The sequence below is a fragment of the Rhizobium sp. NXC14 genome (genome assembly GCF_002117485.1).
GTDB lineage: Bacteria > Pseudomonadota > Alphaproteobacteria > Rhizobiales > Rhizobiaceae > Rhizobium.
This window is the reverse complement of record NZ_CP021030.1, coordinates 803151-818534: the sequence shown is the minus strand read 5'-3', so window position 1 is coordinate 818534 and position 15384 is coordinate 803151. Positions and strand designations below refer to the sequence as shown.

At 58.1% G+C, this 15384-nt stretch carries 13 protein-coding genes and 3 pseudogenes; 7 read left to right on the top strand and 9 right to left on the bottom strand.

Annotation, left to right across the window (positions count from 1 at the left end; all coding sequences use genetic code 11):
* Nucleotides 1-461 precede the first annotated feature (461 nt).
* Entirely contained in the window at nucleotides 462-953 is a 492-nt protein-coding gene (locus NXC14_RS32870; protein WP_245362126.1) for a group II intron maturase-specific domain-containing protein, read from the bottom strand.
* 290 nt (nucleotides 954-1243) lie between these two features.
* Here NXC14_RS32870 and NXC14_RS03965 point away from each other — a divergent pair, with 290 nt between their 5' ends.
* The 3 genes from NXC14_RS03965 to NXC14_RS03955 all read left to right on the top strand — a co-directional run bounded on the left by NXC14_RS03965 (nucleotide 1244) and on the right by NXC14_RS03955 (nucleotide 3632).
* Nucleotides 1244-1675 carry a transposase gene (locus tag NXC14_RS03965; RefSeq protein WP_085777054.1) on the top strand — a complete coding sequence of 144 codons (432 nt, stop codon included), beginning with the start codon at nucleotides 1244-1246 and terminating at the stop codon, nucleotides 1673-1675.
* Entirely contained in the window at nucleotides 1672-2028 is a 357-nt protein-coding gene (tnpB, locus tag NXC14_RS03960; RefSeq protein WP_085777053.1) for an IS66 family insertion sequence element accessory protein TnpB, read from the top strand. The genes NXC14_RS03965 and tnpB overlap by 4 nt, the downstream gene beginning before the upstream one ends.
* Nucleotides 2029-2099: 71 nt before the next feature.
* Nucleotides 2100-3632, top strand: coding sequence for an IS66 family transposase (locus NXC14_RS03955; protein WP_085777052.1), 1533 nt, complete (start codon nucleotides 2100-2102; stop codon nucleotides 3630-3632).
* Nucleotides 3633-3704: 72 nt separating this feature from the next.
* Here NXC14_RS03955 and NXC14_RS03950 read toward each other — a convergent pair whose 3' ends face one another.
* Nucleotides 3705-4946, bottom strand: coding sequence for a site-specific integrase (locus tag NXC14_RS03950; protein ID WP_085777051.1), 1242 nt, complete (start codon nucleotides 4944-4946; stop codon nucleotides 3705-3707).
* 124 nt (nucleotides 4947-5070) lie between these two features.
* Here NXC14_RS03950 and NXC14_RS03945 point away from each other — a divergent pair.
* Nucleotides 5071-5214, top strand: a pseudogene (locus NXC14_RS03945) (transposase domain-containing protein); the annotation flags it as partial.
* 58 nt (nucleotides 5215-5272) lie between these two features.
* Here the strand turns inward: NXC14_RS03945 and NXC14_RS03940 are convergent.
* The 3 genes from NXC14_RS03940 to gmd form a co-directional block, all read right to left on the bottom strand.
* Nucleotides 5273-6295 (bottom strand): class I SAM-dependent methyltransferase, encoded by a 1023-nt coding sequence (locus tag NXC14_RS03940; RefSeq protein ID WP_085777050.1) that lies wholly within the window; start codon nucleotides 6293-6295, stop codon nucleotides 5273-5275.
* Nucleotides 6296-6667: 372 nt separating this feature from the next.
* The gene (locus tag NXC14_RS03935; RefSeq protein ID WP_085777049.1) at nucleotides 6668-7618 is read right to left on the bottom strand and encodes a GDP-L-fucose synthase; all 951 of its coding nucleotides are present in this window, start codon (nucleotides 7616-7618) and stop codon (nucleotides 6668-6670) included.
* Nucleotides 7619-8680 (bottom strand): GDP-mannose 4,6-dehydratase, encoded by a 1062-nt coding sequence (gene gmd / locus NXC14_RS03930; protein WP_085777048.1) that lies wholly within the window; start codon nucleotides 8678-8680, stop codon nucleotides 7619-7621.
* 182 nt (nucleotides 8681-8862) lie between these two features.
* Between gmd and NXC14_RS03925 the strand changes: the two genes are divergently transcribed.
* The gene (locus NXC14_RS03925) at nucleotides 8863-9147 is read left to right on the top strand and encodes a hypothetical protein (RefSeq protein WP_085777047.1); all 285 of its coding nucleotides are present in this window, start codon (nucleotides 8863-8865) and stop codon (nucleotides 9145-9147) included.
* A gap of 197 nt (nucleotides 9148-9344) precedes the next feature.
* Here NXC14_RS03925 and NXC14_RS32285 read toward each other — a convergent pair whose 3' ends face one another.
* On the bottom strand, nucleotides 9345-9503 hold the full coding sequence (locus NXC14_RS32285; protein ID WP_157131371.1) for a hypothetical protein: 159 nt from the start codon (nucleotides 9501-9503) through the stop codon (nucleotides 9345-9347).
* A gap of 320 nt (nucleotides 9504-9823) precedes the next feature.
* Here NXC14_RS32285 and NXC14_RS03920 point away from each other — a divergent pair, with 320 nt between their 5' ends.
* Complete coding sequence (locus NXC14_RS03920) at nucleotides 9824-11818, top strand: nucleoside-diphosphate sugar epimerase/dehydratase (RefSeq protein ID WP_085777046.1); 1995 nt, start codon at nucleotides 9824-9826, stop codon at nucleotides 11816-11818.
* A gap of 364 nt (nucleotides 11819-12182) precedes the next feature.
* Nucleotides 12183-13252: pseudogene (locus tag NXC14_RS03915) on the top strand (O-antigen ligase family protein); the annotation flags it as partial.
* A 37-nt stretch (nucleotides 13253-13289) separates the two neighbouring features.
* Here the strand turns inward: NXC14_RS03915 and NXC14_RS03910 are convergent.
* From NXC14_RS03910 to NXC14_RS03900, 3 genes and pseudogenes are all read right to left on the bottom strand, one after another.
* The gene (locus tag NXC14_RS03910) at nucleotides 13290-14096 is read right to left on the bottom strand and encodes a Fis family transcriptional regulator (RefSeq protein WP_085777045.1); all 807 of its coding nucleotides are present in this window, start codon (nucleotides 14094-14096) and stop codon (nucleotides 13290-13292) included.
* A complete protein-coding gene (locus NXC14_RS03905; protein ID WP_085777044.1) occupies nucleotides 14093-14698 on the bottom strand; it encodes an RNA polymerase sigma factor in 606 nt (201 codons plus the stop codon). The genes NXC14_RS03910 and NXC14_RS03905 overlap by 4 nt, the downstream gene beginning before the upstream one ends.
* Before the next feature lie 31 nt (nucleotides 14699-14729).
* Nucleotides 14730-15265: pseudogene (locus tag NXC14_RS03900) on the bottom strand (tetratricopeptide repeat protein).
* Nucleotides 15266-15384 lie beyond the last annotated feature (119 nt).

Here is a 15384-nt window from a genome sequence, read left to right as displayed (position 1 = left end):
ACTTTTGCAACAAAGGGTTATCAGATTGCAAGATAGGGCTCGATGCAAACACACTGTATCTCCACGCAGCTCGGATTTGAAGGCTTCGACGGTCACAAAGTTGAGGCTTGTTTAGGTGCGCGCCTGCAGCCCGGACGACGATGGACGGCTTGGCCCTTATGGCTGCCGAGATTGTCCATGATAACAATGTCCCCCTTGGCGTGGGTGGGGACGAGGATCCTCTCAAAATGGAGGGTAAAGAGCTCACCGTCGGGGCATCGATGAACCAAGTCGGGACGTAAGGCGGCAATGAAGGTCAGGATTTTCCAATGCTCGTGCGGGACGGTCGCACATAAGCGTCGGCCCCAGGCCCATCTGGGTGCCATGTTCGTTGTTGATCCAGGGGTGAGTAGGCCGGAGGGATTTCACCTGCCGGCCTCTCGCAGAACGGTGCGTGAACCTCTCGATTCACACCGCTCCCATCAGGTAAACGTGTTCGTTCCGAACGCCTGCCAGTGTACGAAGAGGTCCCGCCTGTCTCGGGCACGTTGCCGCAGGAACTGCGACGCCCGAGTCTTGTGGAACCGAAAGCGCTTGTACTTTCGCATGATCCAGGCCTTGAGCTTCCGATTGACGTAGTCAGCCAGAGAGAACAGAGCCGAACGACTGAACCGCCCATAATAGGCAATCCATCCCCGGAGGAGCGGATTGATCTGTTTGGCGATTTCAGCCAGCGTCCCCGGCGTTTGCCGCGGAATGTTCAAGCTTTTGATCGTGGTCCGCATCGACTTGAGCGCCGTTGGGCTGGCCGCTGGGGTATGGCGCAGTCCCGCGACCGCTATCAGCCCGAACAGGCAGTGGTATGTCCAGCGCCGCAGGGCGTTGGCCGGCGGTAACGACAGTGCTGCCGCCAGAAGTGCCTGAATCTCGACCTCACTATAGATGTAGGGTTTTGTCCGCCGTGCCGGCGCCACAGCGTCGCTCGGTGGCACTTCCGTCAAAGGATCGAAATGAGTCAGGTGCTGGGCAAAGCAGCGCACATCAGCCAGTCGGATTGATCAACTCGGCTGCCGGCCCATCGAGGTGACCCACTCCATTGCCAGGTCCGCCGTGATGGTCTCGGCGCCGCGGGCTTCCATGAAAGCGACGAACTCCGACAATCGTTTTGCTGGACCGTAGTATTTGTATCGTAAGCGGTGTTTTGACCCCACCTTCCGGATCAGCGCGTGATTGTTGATGTTGTTGCCGAACGAGGCTTCGACATATGACGATTACAGGGTTTACGCATGGCACCAGTGCAGACGTGCCGGTGCAACGGTTTGAGGTTTTTACGGGAACTGGCCGTCGCCGCGACTGGAGCGACGAGGAGAAAGACCGAATTGTCGCCGAGAGCTATAGCGGCGAGATGTCGGTCAGTGCTGTTGCGCGTCGGCACGGGTTGTCTCCCGGACAATTGTTTACCTGGCGTCGGCAGGCGCGGAGCCAGGCGCAGCAAGACTCGCCGCCGATGTTTGTGGCAGCAGTAATTGATCGTCCGGTAGAGCCGCCTCCGACACGGCGAAAGACGATTACGAGGAGCGCACTTCCAGTTGCGGCAATCGAGCTGGAGGTTGGCGGCGCGGTCGTCAGGATCTCATCTGGCACGGACAGCGCGACAATTGCTGCTGTGATCCAGGCGTTGAAGGCTCAGTCGTGATTGGTCCGTCCGGTGCGGTAAAGGTGATGATCGCCACCAAGCCCGTCGACTTCCGCAAAGGCGCTGACGGATTGGCGGCGCTCGTGAAAGCCGAGATGGGTGCTGACCCATTCTCTGGCACGATCTACGTGTTCCGGGCCAAACGAACGGACCGGATCAAGCTGGTCTTCTGGGACGGTAGCGGCGTGTGCCTGGTTGCCAAGCGGCTTGAGGATGGCGAGTTCCATTGGCCTCGAATGCAGGACGGCGCGATGCATCTGACGGCCGCCCAATTCTCGGCTCTGTTCGAGGGATTGGACTGGAAACGCGTGCATACGCCGAGCGAAACGCGCACCCCGATAAAGGCTGGATAGCGGCCGCGACCAATTGAATCATCATCATCCTGCCTCTCGTTCTGAGCGGCAAAATATGCTGTTCTCGATCCATGACGATAACGGCGGACGAGCTTCCGGATGACCTGAACGCGCTGAAAGCGATGGTGCTTTCGCGCGAGGCGGAGAATGCCCGCCTGCGTCAGATCATCAAGGAATTGCAGCGCCACCGGTTCGGCCGCCGTGCCGAGACGCTTCCCGAGGACCAGCTTCTGCTTGGGCTTGAAGAGGCCGAGCAAGTCGAGGCTGCCGGTCTGGAAGACAATGAGCAAGCTTCCCCTGCTGTTCGACAGGCGCAGGTCGCCAAACGGCGCACGAACAGAGGTTCGCTGCCAGCCCATCTGCCGCGCATCGAGATCGTAGTTGATATTGATGACCATGCCTGCCCCTGCTGCCGCAATGACCTGCATCGGATCGGCGAAGACGTCAGCGAGAAGCTCGACATTGTGCCCGCCCGGTTCCGCGTGCTTGTGCTGCGCCGCCCGAAGTATGCTTGCCGGGCTTGCGAAGAAGTCGTGGTCCAGGCTCCGGCCCCGGCAAGACTGATTGAAGGCGGCATTCCGACCGAGGCCACCGTCGCCCAGGTGCTGGTCTCCAAATATGCTGACCACCTGCCACTGTACCGCCAGGCGCAAATCTATAAGCGTCAAGGCATCGACCTCGACCGCTCGACGCTCGCCGACTGGGTCGGTCGCGCCGCCTGGCATCTGCGTCCTGTCCATCAGCGGCTGCTCGATCATTTGAAGTCATCGTCGAAGCTCTTCGCCGACGAGACGACAGCCCCCGTACTCGACCCGGGTCGTGGCAAGACTAAGACCGGGCAGCTTTGGGCCTATGCGCGGGACGACCGCCCTTGGCAAGGAAAGGACCCGCCCGGCGTCGCCTATATCTATGCCCCGGATCGCAAAGGCGAGCGACCGATGGCCCATCTCGACGGCTTCGTCGGCATTCTGCAGGTCGACGGCTACAGTGGATATCGCCCACTCGCGGCAAAGAACACCGTGTCACTGGCTTTCTGCTGGTCTCACGTTCGCCGCCACTTCTATGAACTCGCCGCCGCCGGTCCAGCACCCATTGCCAGCGAGGCGCTCAAACGCATCGCCGAACTTTACAGGATTGAAGACGAGATACGTGGCCTCACACACGAGGAGCGCACCGCCACGCGCCAAGAGAAGAGCCGACCGATCACAGATAGCCTCGCTCCCTGGCTGCGCGAACAACTCGGCCTCATCAGTCAGAAGACGAAGCTCGCCGAAGCAATCCGCTATGCCTTGTCACGCTGGGATGGCTTGACCCGGTTCATCGACGATGGCCGGATCGAGATCGACTCCAATACCGTCGAGCGATCCATCAGGCCAATTGCGCTCAATCGCAAGAATGCACTATTTGCCGGTTCCGACGCCGGCGCCGAACACTGGGCAACCATCGCCTCGCTCATCGAGACTGCCAAGCTCAACCATGTCGAGCCACTGGCCTATCTCTCAGACGTCCTCACCAGGATCGCCAACGGCCACCCAAATAGCCAAATCTACGACCTGCTGCCGTGGACCTATGCCGCAAGGCACGAACTCAAAGCCGTGGCCTGAAAACAGCGCTTACTTTGTATCCCAGCCCTTGGCGCATGCCGATGTAGCGCTCAAGCGCGGTGCGAAGCCGGCTCATTGGACACCTCCCGGCCAGGGTAGGCTCAGTTCACGCAGCTTCTCAATATCGAGCTTTGCATAGATTCTTGTACTGTCGATGCTTCGATGGCGGAGCAGTTGGCCGATCTCGGCAAAGCTGGCGCCCGACCGCAAAAGGTCGGTCGCAAGGCTGTGGCGGAAAAGATGGGCACCGTGATGCGCATAGCCGTCAATGCCTGCCCGTTCGAGTGCCTGCTTCGCGATCATCGTAATGGCGCAGCCGGAGGCAAAGCCCACATGCGGCGCAAGTGTTCGCAAGAAGACTCGGTGACATGCCGAAGCTGGGCGCCCATGCCGGATATAAGCAACGATCGCTGTTCCGACGTCGTGACGCAGCGGCATAGTCGCTTGTCGTCGTCCCTTTCCGTGTACGAGGATCGTGCCCGACTGCCAGTCGATATCGTCAAGATTGAGGGTGGCCACTTCGCTGGCGCGCAAACCGAGCTTGGCGAGGATCATCAGAACCGCATAGTCCCGACTACCCATTGCCGTCGTCCGATCGCAAGCATCGAGAACCTTTTGCACCTTCTCCGGCGGCAGGAATGTTGGAAGGCCGGCAAGTCGCCAGCGGCGGATGGACGGTACACAGTCAGCGAGCGGCGTCGAGATGAAACCCTTCAGATGCAAATAGCGCAGGAAAGCACGCACAACCCCGCACATGGCTTTGCCACTGTCGGCAGAACCGTCGAGCGCATGTCGCTCGACATAACCGATAACGATCTCCGGGGTGAGCGCTGCAAACTCGTCTGCGCCGAAAGGACACACCTCCCGGAGAAATCGAAGCGACAGAAGCTTGTGGCTCCCCACTGTCGCGGCGGCGAGCCCTCTCTCAGTCGAGAGATATTGCCCGAATACATCGACGATCATCTCGTGCTCACTGCGCTGAATCGGAAGCGCGGCTGGTATTAAGCCTTTCTCCCGTAACGCCAAAAGCAAGCGGCGGAGCGCCGATCGATCGCCCGAGTCGGGCTTCCAGTGTTTGAAACGATGCTCAAGAAAGCGGTCGACGTGAATCTCATTCAAATCCTGCGGAGCATGTCCATTACCAACATGCCAGTCCATCAGATCCCGAAACAGGCTCAGCGAGCGCCACGTGCATTGCCGCCCCAAACCTTCGTTCGACATTTTGACGGCGTAAACGCCCGCAAACTCCCGATACGGACCGTAGACCAGCTTCCGGTATAGGGCGCTGCGATTCAAATAGTCAGTTGCGTTCATGTGTCCTCTCCTTCGCGACAATTGCGACGGAGAGACCCTAAGTTATGCCGACTAGGCGACCGCTATGGTGCCGGAGACGTTGGCAAAAAGTTGATTAATCGGCATAGTTCGCCGGTCGGCATAAACTGCCAAGCTCAACAATGTCGAGCCACTGGCCTATCTCTCAGACGTCCTCACCAGGATCGCCAACGGCCATCCAAATAGCCAAATCGACGACCTGCTGCCGTGGACCTATGCCGCAAGGCACGAACTCAAAGCCGTGGCCTGAAAACAGCGCTTACTCCGAGCCAATCCTTCTTGAATTTGCACGAGGAGCTAATTTGCAGCTATTCAAAGAGAATGAGGCTTGCGGGGGTTGGCGGCATCGGTTTGACCGTGACGCCGGCGAGGCCGGCCAGTTTTGCAATCTCAGTCAGCTCGCTTTGTTTATAAGCCTGGCCCGCCGGCGTGCTGGCGAGCATCTCCCAGGAGAAGGCCGCTGGAAAAGGCGGCGACACGCCATCTTCGTTCGGCACGAAATCGACCGCGACGATCCGGCCACCCTCTGCAAGGCTCGCGGTGATCTTTCGCAACAGCTCAGCGCATGTCGGCAAATCGAAATGGTGCAGGAAATTCGGAAGCAGGACGAGATCATAATCCGTACCCCAGTCGACGTCGAAGGCGCTGCCGGCGATCGTCCGGTAACGGTCCGCCACGCCTGATTTTTCCGCATTCTGCTTCGACAGCTCCAAGACGGCGCCCCAGTCGACGGCGACGATGTCCGACGATGGAAAGGCCTTGGCTATTTCGATCCCGAAGAGGCCCGGACCCGCCGCGATGTCCAACACCTTTTTTGGAGGGCTCGGCCAGCCGGAGATTTCATCAGCCAATATTTTGGCGCTGAGACCTGTGAATGAGCCCATGCCGCGCGCAAACTTCAACCAGACGGGATTGTCCGCCGACATGTTCGCAAGACCGGCCGAACCGCCGTTTCGCACGACGGCGGCCGGATCGCGCAGAAAATTATCCAGTACTTCGGGTGCAGCGGTAAACTCGACGGCAGAGCCCATAAAAGCCGGCGAATTGCGATCAAGGAACATTCTGGTCGAGGGCGTCATACGGTACTGTCCGCCGTCCTTGGTCAAGAAGCCGTGGACCACGAGATAGTCGCAGAGGATGCGCACCCCACGTTCCGAGGCGTTTGTTGCCGACGCCAGCCCTGCCGCCGTCTTGCCCTCGCCGATATGCGTAAAGAGATCAAGCTCGATGGCCGCCCTGATCGCTGCCGTCTTCCGGCAGGCAAACAGTGCATCGACCACAAGTTCGGGCGACACGGCGCCAGCATGGGTATCCTCGACGATTGTTTCCATGGAATCCCCTAGGTAACTAACCGATCTTGGAAATTTATGGGTATATTTCGGCTTTCCTACAATACTCACCGCGCTAACCCTATCGGGTTCCCCGCCGCAATGGCAGAGCTGTCCTACGGCCGCCAGCAGCAGGTGGTAATGTTCGAGCCGACGGGAACATCAACCGAGCGGAGCCATGTTAACTAGCAGCGGCTCATCGCCGCCTGTTACGACAAATCCGACAGGTGATTGGCCACATTCCCCGCTCCGGCTACCATGCGGACTTAGCTGCCATTCAGAGGATAGTCTGGACACATTGCGGTGACGGAGGCTGGCGACGCCTCAACGCCGCGAAAATCGACGCGGAAAATGCCGATCTTCACCGCCTGGGTATTAGACCGCTGAACCGGTTCCATTTTCGGATTGCAGGAACCAGGCATAAGTAGCTCTGATGCCGTCCTCGAGCGAAATGTGCGGTTCCCAACCCATGTCCTGCAGCTTCTTGTTGCTCATCAGTTTTCGCGGCGTGCCGTCCGGCTTGGAAAGATCATGGATGATCTCACCCTCATAACCGACAACGCGGCAGACCAGATGCGTCAACTCGATTATTTCGAGATCCGTGCCCGAGCCGACATTGACGTGCTGCGAGCCCGAATAGGTTTTGAGCAGAAACACCAGGGCGTCGGCGCAGTCATCGACGTGAAGGAACTCGCGGCGTGGGGTTCCTGTGCCCCAGACTACCATTTGCGGGTCATTGCGCAGTTTCGCAGCATGCGCCTTGCGGATTAGCGCTGGCAGCACATGGCTGGAATTGAGGTCGAAATTATCGCCGGGGCCATATAGATTGGTTGGCATGGCCGAAATGTAGTCCCGGCCATATTGTTTGCGATAGGCTTCCGCGAGCTTAATACCGGCGATCTTGGCGATCGCGTACCATTCGTTGGTCGGTTCAAGCGGACCAGTTAATAGAGCCTCTTCGGGAATCGGCTGTGGAGCGAGCTTCGGATAAATGCAGCTTGAGCCTAGAAAGAGAAGCCGGTGCACGCCACCGCGGTGGGCGGCTTCGAAGATGTTGGTTTCTATAATGAGATTGTCATAGATGAATTCGGCGGGATAGCTGTCATTCGCAAGGATACCGCCGACCTTGGCAGCGGCGAGAATGATCGCGTCAGGTCGAGTTGCTTCAACAAATTTCTCGACCTCGTCCTGGCGCTTCAAGTCGACCTCGGCGCGCGTGGCCGTGACGACCGTGCAATCTTCGGATTGAAGCCTGCGCACAAGAGCACTGCCGACCATACCGCGATGACCGGCAACCCAGATCTTCTTGTTGGATAGATCGTACACTCAGACCTCTTTCCGGCTGCCTTGAGCCTTCCAGTGTTTGATATCCTCCCGCACCATCTCAGCGGCGAGCTCACGAACCGGGGTCTTGTGGTGCCAGCCCAGATTCTGACGTGCCTTGGTCGGGTCGCCAAGCAAAAGGTCTACTTCCGTCGGGCGGAAATACCGGGGATCGATTTCCACAAGGCACCTACCGGAGGTGGAGTCATAACCCTTTTCGTCGACGCCGGACCCCTTCCATTCCAAAGCGATGCCGACGTCGGCGAAGGCCCACTCGACAAACTGGCGGACACGCGTCGTCTCACCCGTCGCCAAGACGTAGTCATCCGGCTTGTCCTGCTGCAGCATGAGCCACATGCCCTCGACATATTCGCGTGCATGGCCCCAGTCGCGCTGGGCGTCAAGATTGCCTAGGAAAAGCTTGTCTTGAAGGCCGAGGCTGATGGCAGCCACGGCCATGGTGATCTTGCGCGTGACGAAGGTCTCGCCGCGAAGCGGGCTTTCATGGTTGAACAGAATGCCGTTCGACGCGTGCATGCCGTAGGCCTCGCGATAATTCACGACGATCCAGTAGGCATAAAGCTTGGCTGCGGCATAGGGAGAGCGCGGATAGAACGGGGTCTTCTCGTTTTGCGGCACTTGCTGCACGAGACCATAGAGTTCCGATGTCGACGCCTGGTAGAATCGGCTTTTTTTCTCAAGACCCAGGATGCGGATAGCCTCAAGCAACCTCAAGGTCCCGACACCATCGGCATCCGCCGTATATTCCGGCGTTTCGAAGCTGACGCCGACGTGGCTTTGTGCGGCAAGGTTGTAGATTTCATCCGGCTGAGTCTGCTGCACGATCCGCAGGAGATTAGTCGAGTCGATCATATCGCCGTAGTGGAGGACGAAGCGTGGATGGGCCTCATGCGGATCCTGATAGATATGTTCGATGCGGCCGGTGTTAAAAGACGAGGACCGCCGCTTGATACCGTGCACCGTATAGTCTTTGCTCAGAAGCAATTCGGCCAAATAGGCACCGTCCTGACCAGTCACCCCAGTGATAAGCGCGGTTTTCGTCATTTTTTCACGTCGTCTTTCGATGCAATCTTCGGGAGGTGTTTATGGAAACGACCAAATCAGCGCAACCCCAATGCGACAGAACCCCGGACAAGCGAAGTTCGACATTGTCGTTCCGTTCGGTTGACGGCGGCTGGCACGATGAGACTTAGTTTTCCGTTTATCAGATCTCCAAAAAGAAATACATGATCTTGGTGACGGGGGCGCCGGCTTATCCTTGGCTTCAGGATGAACCGGTCAAAGGCGACATCGCGGACTACGACTTTGTCGAAGCGCTGCTCCGTTTCGATCGCCCCGCCATCCTGAACTTCGTTCCCGAACGTAGTGTTCTCGAGTCTGTCGAACGGTGCAACCCACAATGCCCATATTTCTTTGTACGTGATTGGCCAGGTCATGATCGCCGGTGCGCCATCGATGCGGCCGAGCTAGAGCGGGACCGAGACCGGCACTCGCGCGCGACCGTTTTGTGAAAGAAGTTTCGGAGAAAAAAGGTCACAAGCGGCAGCCACCGCCAGCCAACGTTAATACCATAACTATCGAAACTATCTCCTATCTCTTTGCCGTGAGCGCGGCCCTAATACCGGTGCAGGAGCCATTAGTTCGCAGCTGTAATATAGCGAATGCCGCCGGCGCGTCACGACCGCGACAGCGGGGAGATCGGAGCTCATCATCTGGCGAGGGATTCTTGCATCAGCGGCAACCGGCCTGTTTTGGGAGCGGTTATCTCCGGCCAAACTGGCGGGCTATATCCTCCTTCTGCGCTGGCAATTACAATTGCCAAGACAAAGGAAGCAAAAATGACGGCCGCGATGATCTTGTAAGCCATCCCCGGATTCCTCGTTGGCCAGCGTTTCTCAAATACAGATAGTATGATGAATCACCAGTTACCAAGGTGCCAACCGCCGATCGGCGGTGGGTCCCTCTCCGGCGAGACAGCGCGATAAATTCAGTAGGCATGGGATGGCGGAAGAGGCGTGAGTTCTGGGTTTGACCGTTGCTAGAACGTTTAATCATAAGCGATCGCCAATCTACTTCTGATAGATAAGCGGTGCGGAAGGCTTTGATTTCCGATTATTTCAGTTGCGCTCGTTGCAGAAAATGACAAGAAGGTGGTTGTGTGATTGATCCGCGAGACGCTGGGAAGCAATGCCTGAAAATACCCCCACTGAGACGCCACGCTCGAGATGGTTCTTGGTGCCGATGCAGGCGCTCGTCGCCCCTCTGCTGGCCATGCCGCGTGCTGCCAAACGCGCTCTCGCCTTGCTGGTGGATTCCGGTCTTTGTGTCCTGACGATCTGGCTGGCCTATTGCTTTCGTCTGAACGAATGGACGGTGCTAACTGGCGTGCAGTGGTTACCGGTGTTCGTTTCCTTGTGCATGGCGCTTCCCATCTTCATCGTCATGGGCATGTATCGGGCGATCTTCCGTTATGCCAACATGGCCGCTTTCATTGCCGTTCTAAAAGCAATTGCGATTTACGGCGTCGCCTTCATGACGATATTTACGGCGCTCAGCGTCCCGGGCGTTCCGAGAACCGTCGGCATTCTCCAGCCCTTCCTGCTGCTGATTGCGATCGGCCTGTCACGGTTGGGCATCCGCTATTGGCTCGGGGATACCTATCAGCGTATTCTTCACCAGAATACGCTCGATAAGGTGCTGATCTATGGGGCGGGAAATGCCGGGAGGCAACTCGCCGGCGCTCTGACGAACAGCGCCGAACTCAATGTCGTCGGCTACCTCGATGATGATCCGCGCCTTAAGGGCGGCATCATGGGCGGTTTGCCGATCTATGACCCGTCGGATCTTCCGGTGCTCGCCGAAGCACTTGGCGTGCACAACGTGCTTCTTGCTCTCCCATCCGCGTCGCGGCAGCGTCGCAATGAAATTCTCGAGCATATCCGCAAAGCCAGGGTGAACGTCCGGACATTGCCGGATCTCACCGCGCTGGCTCAGGGACGAGTCGCGGTCTCCGATATTCGTGAGCTGGAGATCGAAGACCTCTTGGGCAGGGAAGCGGTTGCGCCGCGGCAAGAGCTGCTCGACAAGGCAATGCGCAACAAGGTGGTCATGGTCACGGGCGCCGGCGGCTCTATCGGCGGCGAGTTATGTCGCCAGATTCTGCGCAACGCGCCTTCGAGCCTTATCCTCATAGATCAGAACGAGTTTGCGCTTTATAACATCCATGCCGAATTGCTGAAGCTGGCCGAAGTTTACGAGCATGAGAGCCTGCAGATCGTGCCGATCCTTTGTTCAGTCCGCGACCAGGATCGCATGGAACATATCATGCAGAGCTGGCGGCCTCAGACGCTTTATCACGCCGCCGCTTACAAGCATGTGCCTCTCGTCGAACACAATGCCGTCGAAGGCATCAAGAACAATGTCATGGGGACATTGATCACCGCACGTGCGGCAAATAGATGCGGCGTCTCGAATTTCGTGCTGATCAGCACCGACAAAGCCGTGCGTCCGACGAATGTGATGGGCGCCAGCAAGAGGCTGGCGGAGATGGTGCTGCAGGCGCTTGCGGCAGAGCTGACCGCTGACAGACTGCGGACAAACTTCTCGATGGTCCGCTTCGGGAACGTCCTTGGTTCGTCCGGATCCGTCGTGCCACTGTTCCGGCAGCAGATCAAGGAAGGCGGTCCGGTCACCCTGACGCATCCGAAAATAACCCGCTACTTCATGACCATTTCGGAAGCCTCGCAACTTGTCATCCAGGCGGGCGCCATGGCCGAGGGCGGCGATGTTTTCCTGCTCGATATGGGCGAGCCCGTCCGCATTGCGGATCTCGCTCGCAAGATGGTCGAACTGTCCGGATTGACCGTCCGGGACGTGGATAATCCCGAAGGGGACATCGAGCTTTCCGTTACGGGCTTGAGGCCCGGCGAGAAGCTTTATGAAGAATTGTTGATCGGGGATAACCCCGAGACAACCGAACATCCGCGGATCATGAAGGCGCGCGAGGACTTCCTGTCGTGGCCGGAACTTTCGAAGAAGCTCAATTCGCTCAATGCGGCATTGGATCGTAACGACATGATCGCGGCCCGCGCGACCCTGGCAGAACTTGTTTCCGGCTATTCCTCAACGGGTGAAGTTTCCGATCTGGCATTCACCGGCGTTGAAACGAATACGGCGGCCTGAGACATGACTTTTGGTACAGCGGCCTTTCAAGCGCAATTACTCTAAGGCAAATTTTCTCCAGAATGCGTTATGGCCAAGCCTATTCAATGCCGGATGGATTATCAAGAAAATGGTAACGACCCGTCAAAGCGTGGAGCCGTCATGTTCCTGAAGACCGTAAGAGTCTTTCGGAGCTCAAGCCTGCCAGATTGTCTCTACTCATCGCGAGGATGTGTTGTGTATCTCTCAGCCGGCGCAGGTCGGCGGACCATCGCCGCAACCGCTTCTACCGGTGCGCAAGATGAAGATTCGCCTTTCCCCGGTTGCTCACCGCCCCACCTCACGTATTCAAAACCGCCGTGGGTTTAAGCCAGACGTAGTTGCAAACTTATCGAGGTCTGACCGGCTGATAGCTGTTGACATGACGATCTATCCCCTCGTGATGATCATCAGAATTTTCATCAACCCGCCTTACTCCGAAGTAGCGGACTGGCTATTCCAACTCCTGCCTTTCGTCTCGATCTGGCTGATATTGGCCAGAATGCGGCAATCTCCAGACGGTCGCCTCGTGCCGCTGTTTATCCGCGGCGCACGTCTCGGCATGATCGTTACCTTCTCTTCAGTGTGCTACAGGTTATCTTTCTGATGGAAAGGGCGGAGGCAGGGACTTCTAATCCCGCACTCCTTGGCATCATAGGTCTTCTTTCGGCAGCATTTCGCTTCTCAACGTTCAATCGCCGAAAGGTGTGGAGCAAAGAATAGCCATCCTGGGATATGCCGCTGGTTTGGCCTGCGTGCTACTTTCCGGAAAGCGCTCGGCATGGCTGGCCATTCCTGTCCATCTAGTTATCCTTCTTGGTATTTTAACAAACACAGCTTCCATCTAAGTTTGCGCACCTCGCCATCATCGGCTCTTCGATGTTCGCTGGACTTATCACTCTGGGCAGCGGCCAAATCGTCCATTGCATCGAGGCGCTACAGGAAAATATGGCCTCGCTTGAACGCAGCAAGGGTGAAGTCACGTCGCTCAGCGTGCGGCTCGCTCTGTACAAAGGCGCATTGTCAGCAATCAGCAAAGGCCCCTTGACTGGTTACGGCTCGCAAAACAGGATGGCCTCGGATTTAGTGGAACTGCCCGACAACATAAGGCCGCAATTGCCCTTTTCGCATGTTCACAATGGTTTTCTAACGGCGTAGATCGACACGGGCATTGTCGGTATAGCAGCGCTTTTCTGCTGCTTCTGACCCTGTTATAGCTGCGTGGAAAAAGAACCCGGCCCGGGTCCGAGATCTCTCCATGGCGATCGCTCTCCTGCTCGTCAACAGCTACGCCATCACCGGCAGCTTTGGCGTCATGTGTAACCCAAAAGCATCGATCCGATCTTCGCATATATGGTCGCCCTAATTTGCGCGGATCCGGGCAGCACACGCTTTGCGCCCGCCGTCCAAAGCTGACATTTGGTTTCGGACGATATGAAGTCGCTTGCCCTGTTTAAAATTCGACAGCCACCTTCCCCCGCACCCCATCGGCAATCGCCGTCATCCTGCCCGCCGTCGCATGGCCGATCAGCATGAAGGCATGCGTCGCATTCGACCAGTAGACGACATTCATTCCCTTGCGGTTTTCAAGGTCCGGCGCCTTCGGCCCCGCGTCGGATTTCACGATGCAGAGCGCCATCGGCCCAGTCTCGGGATCGAGATAGGCGATTTGGGCGAGCGGCTTGCCGTCATATTGCAGCAGCAGGGCGCGTTTGAAATCGACCCCAGTGAGCGAAACGGCTTCAGGGGAGAGCGACAGGCCGAGCTTCTCGTCAAGACTGGCGAGCTGGGCGGCCTGGTCCTGCCTGCCAGGCACGGGGCCCGCAAGCGTTTCGGCGGTATAGAGCAAGATATAATCGGCGACCACGGCGCGCCATTCGCTGTTTTCGTCCTTTGCGGAAAAGCCCCTGCCGATGCCGATGGCGGCGCGGTCGATGGCGATGCCGGCCACAAGCGAGGCGGCGAGAGCACCGAGGAAGCGGCGGCGCGTGGCAGCGGGCGCAGAGGCGGACCTCGCGCCGTCATGCGCAGGAATGGCGGCGAGCATCGCCTCCAGTTTTTCGCGCGGGGCTTCGGTGAGCAGCGGAGCAAAGGCCGGCTCGAACGGCAGGCTGGCGCGGGCCAGGAAATCCAATCGTTCGGCGACGCTCTCATCTTCCTTGACGATGGCTTCGATGCGGGCTCTTTCTTCCGTCGTCAGCTCGCCGTCGATGAAGGCTGTGAGATCCTCGTCGGAGGGAATGGTGTGTTTCGTGCTCATGGGCGTCCCCCTGCCGGTCCGGCGCCGGAGAGCTTGGCGCGGGCGGCCGCCAGCCGGCTCATCACGGTCCCGATCGGAATATCCAATATGCCTGCAACCTCGCGATAGGATAGTCCTTCTACGTAGGCGAGGAAAACCGCCGTGCGTTGCGCCTCGGGCAACGCATTTACCTGCTTCAGCACCTGCCCTGCCATCACATGCGTTTCAGTCTCGTGCGCGCCGTCGAAGGTCAGCGCCTCGCCGGCATCTACGAAACCCTGGCCCTGGCGCACCCGGCGCGAGCGGATCTCGTTCAGCCAGATCGAATGCAGAATCGAAAACAGCCAGCGGTCGAGTCGGGTGCCGGGAACGAACTGGCCGGCGCGCTCGAGCGCGCGAAGGCAGGTCGCCTGCACCAGATCGTCGGCGACATCACGCTGATGCGAGAGAACGAAACCATAACGCCAGAGCCTGGCCAGGTTTTCCGTCAGACCGCTCCTGATATCCGCTTCGCTCGCGATGACCGCCTCCGCCAATCCTGCATCCCTTGGAACCGCCTGATGAACAGGCGATTCCATTCTCGCGCGACTATAGGCAGGAATTGTAGCGTGCGCGACCGACATGCGGATATCCTTTCCCGCTAGTGGCCTAAGCTCAGATCTTCGATGGGTCGAGGATAACAGCGTTCAGATCCTGATATTCCTCGCAAACCGTGCCGCAGATCGTCTTGATCGTGTTCAATTGCTCCTTTGCGAGATCGAGCCGGCCCTTGATGACATAGGCTTCGCCGAGATATTCACGGACCTTGGCGTATTGCGGATCCATTTTCACCGATTGCAGGTAGTAGGAGATGCCTTCGTCGGTGCGCCCGAGCTTGCGGGTGGCGTAACCGCGATAGTTCAGCACCTCGGCGCTGTTCTGGTCCTTACCGTATCGAGCATGGCAAGCGCCTCTTCATAACGGCCGGCCTTGGCCAGCGAATAGGCATAGTCGGTACGGTTCTCGTCCGAGACATTGGCGCTCTGCTGCTTGACGCATTTCTTGGTCTTCTGGTCGTAGATCTCGCCCTTCTTGCAAGTTGGCATCGTGCTGTTGTCGTTGCCGACAGCAAAGACCGGGCCGGAGAAGAGCGAAGCGGCAAGGCAGCCGCCAAGAAGGACGGAAGCGATACGGGCTGTCATGATCGTCATGGAAAAACTCCTCGAAAGTGACGTTGCGGAGAGAGAACACCGCTGCCCTGGGCTTTATTCGCCGGCCTCTCTATTTTCTCCATCACTGCTTCGTGAAGTCCAAAGCCGAATAAATCATC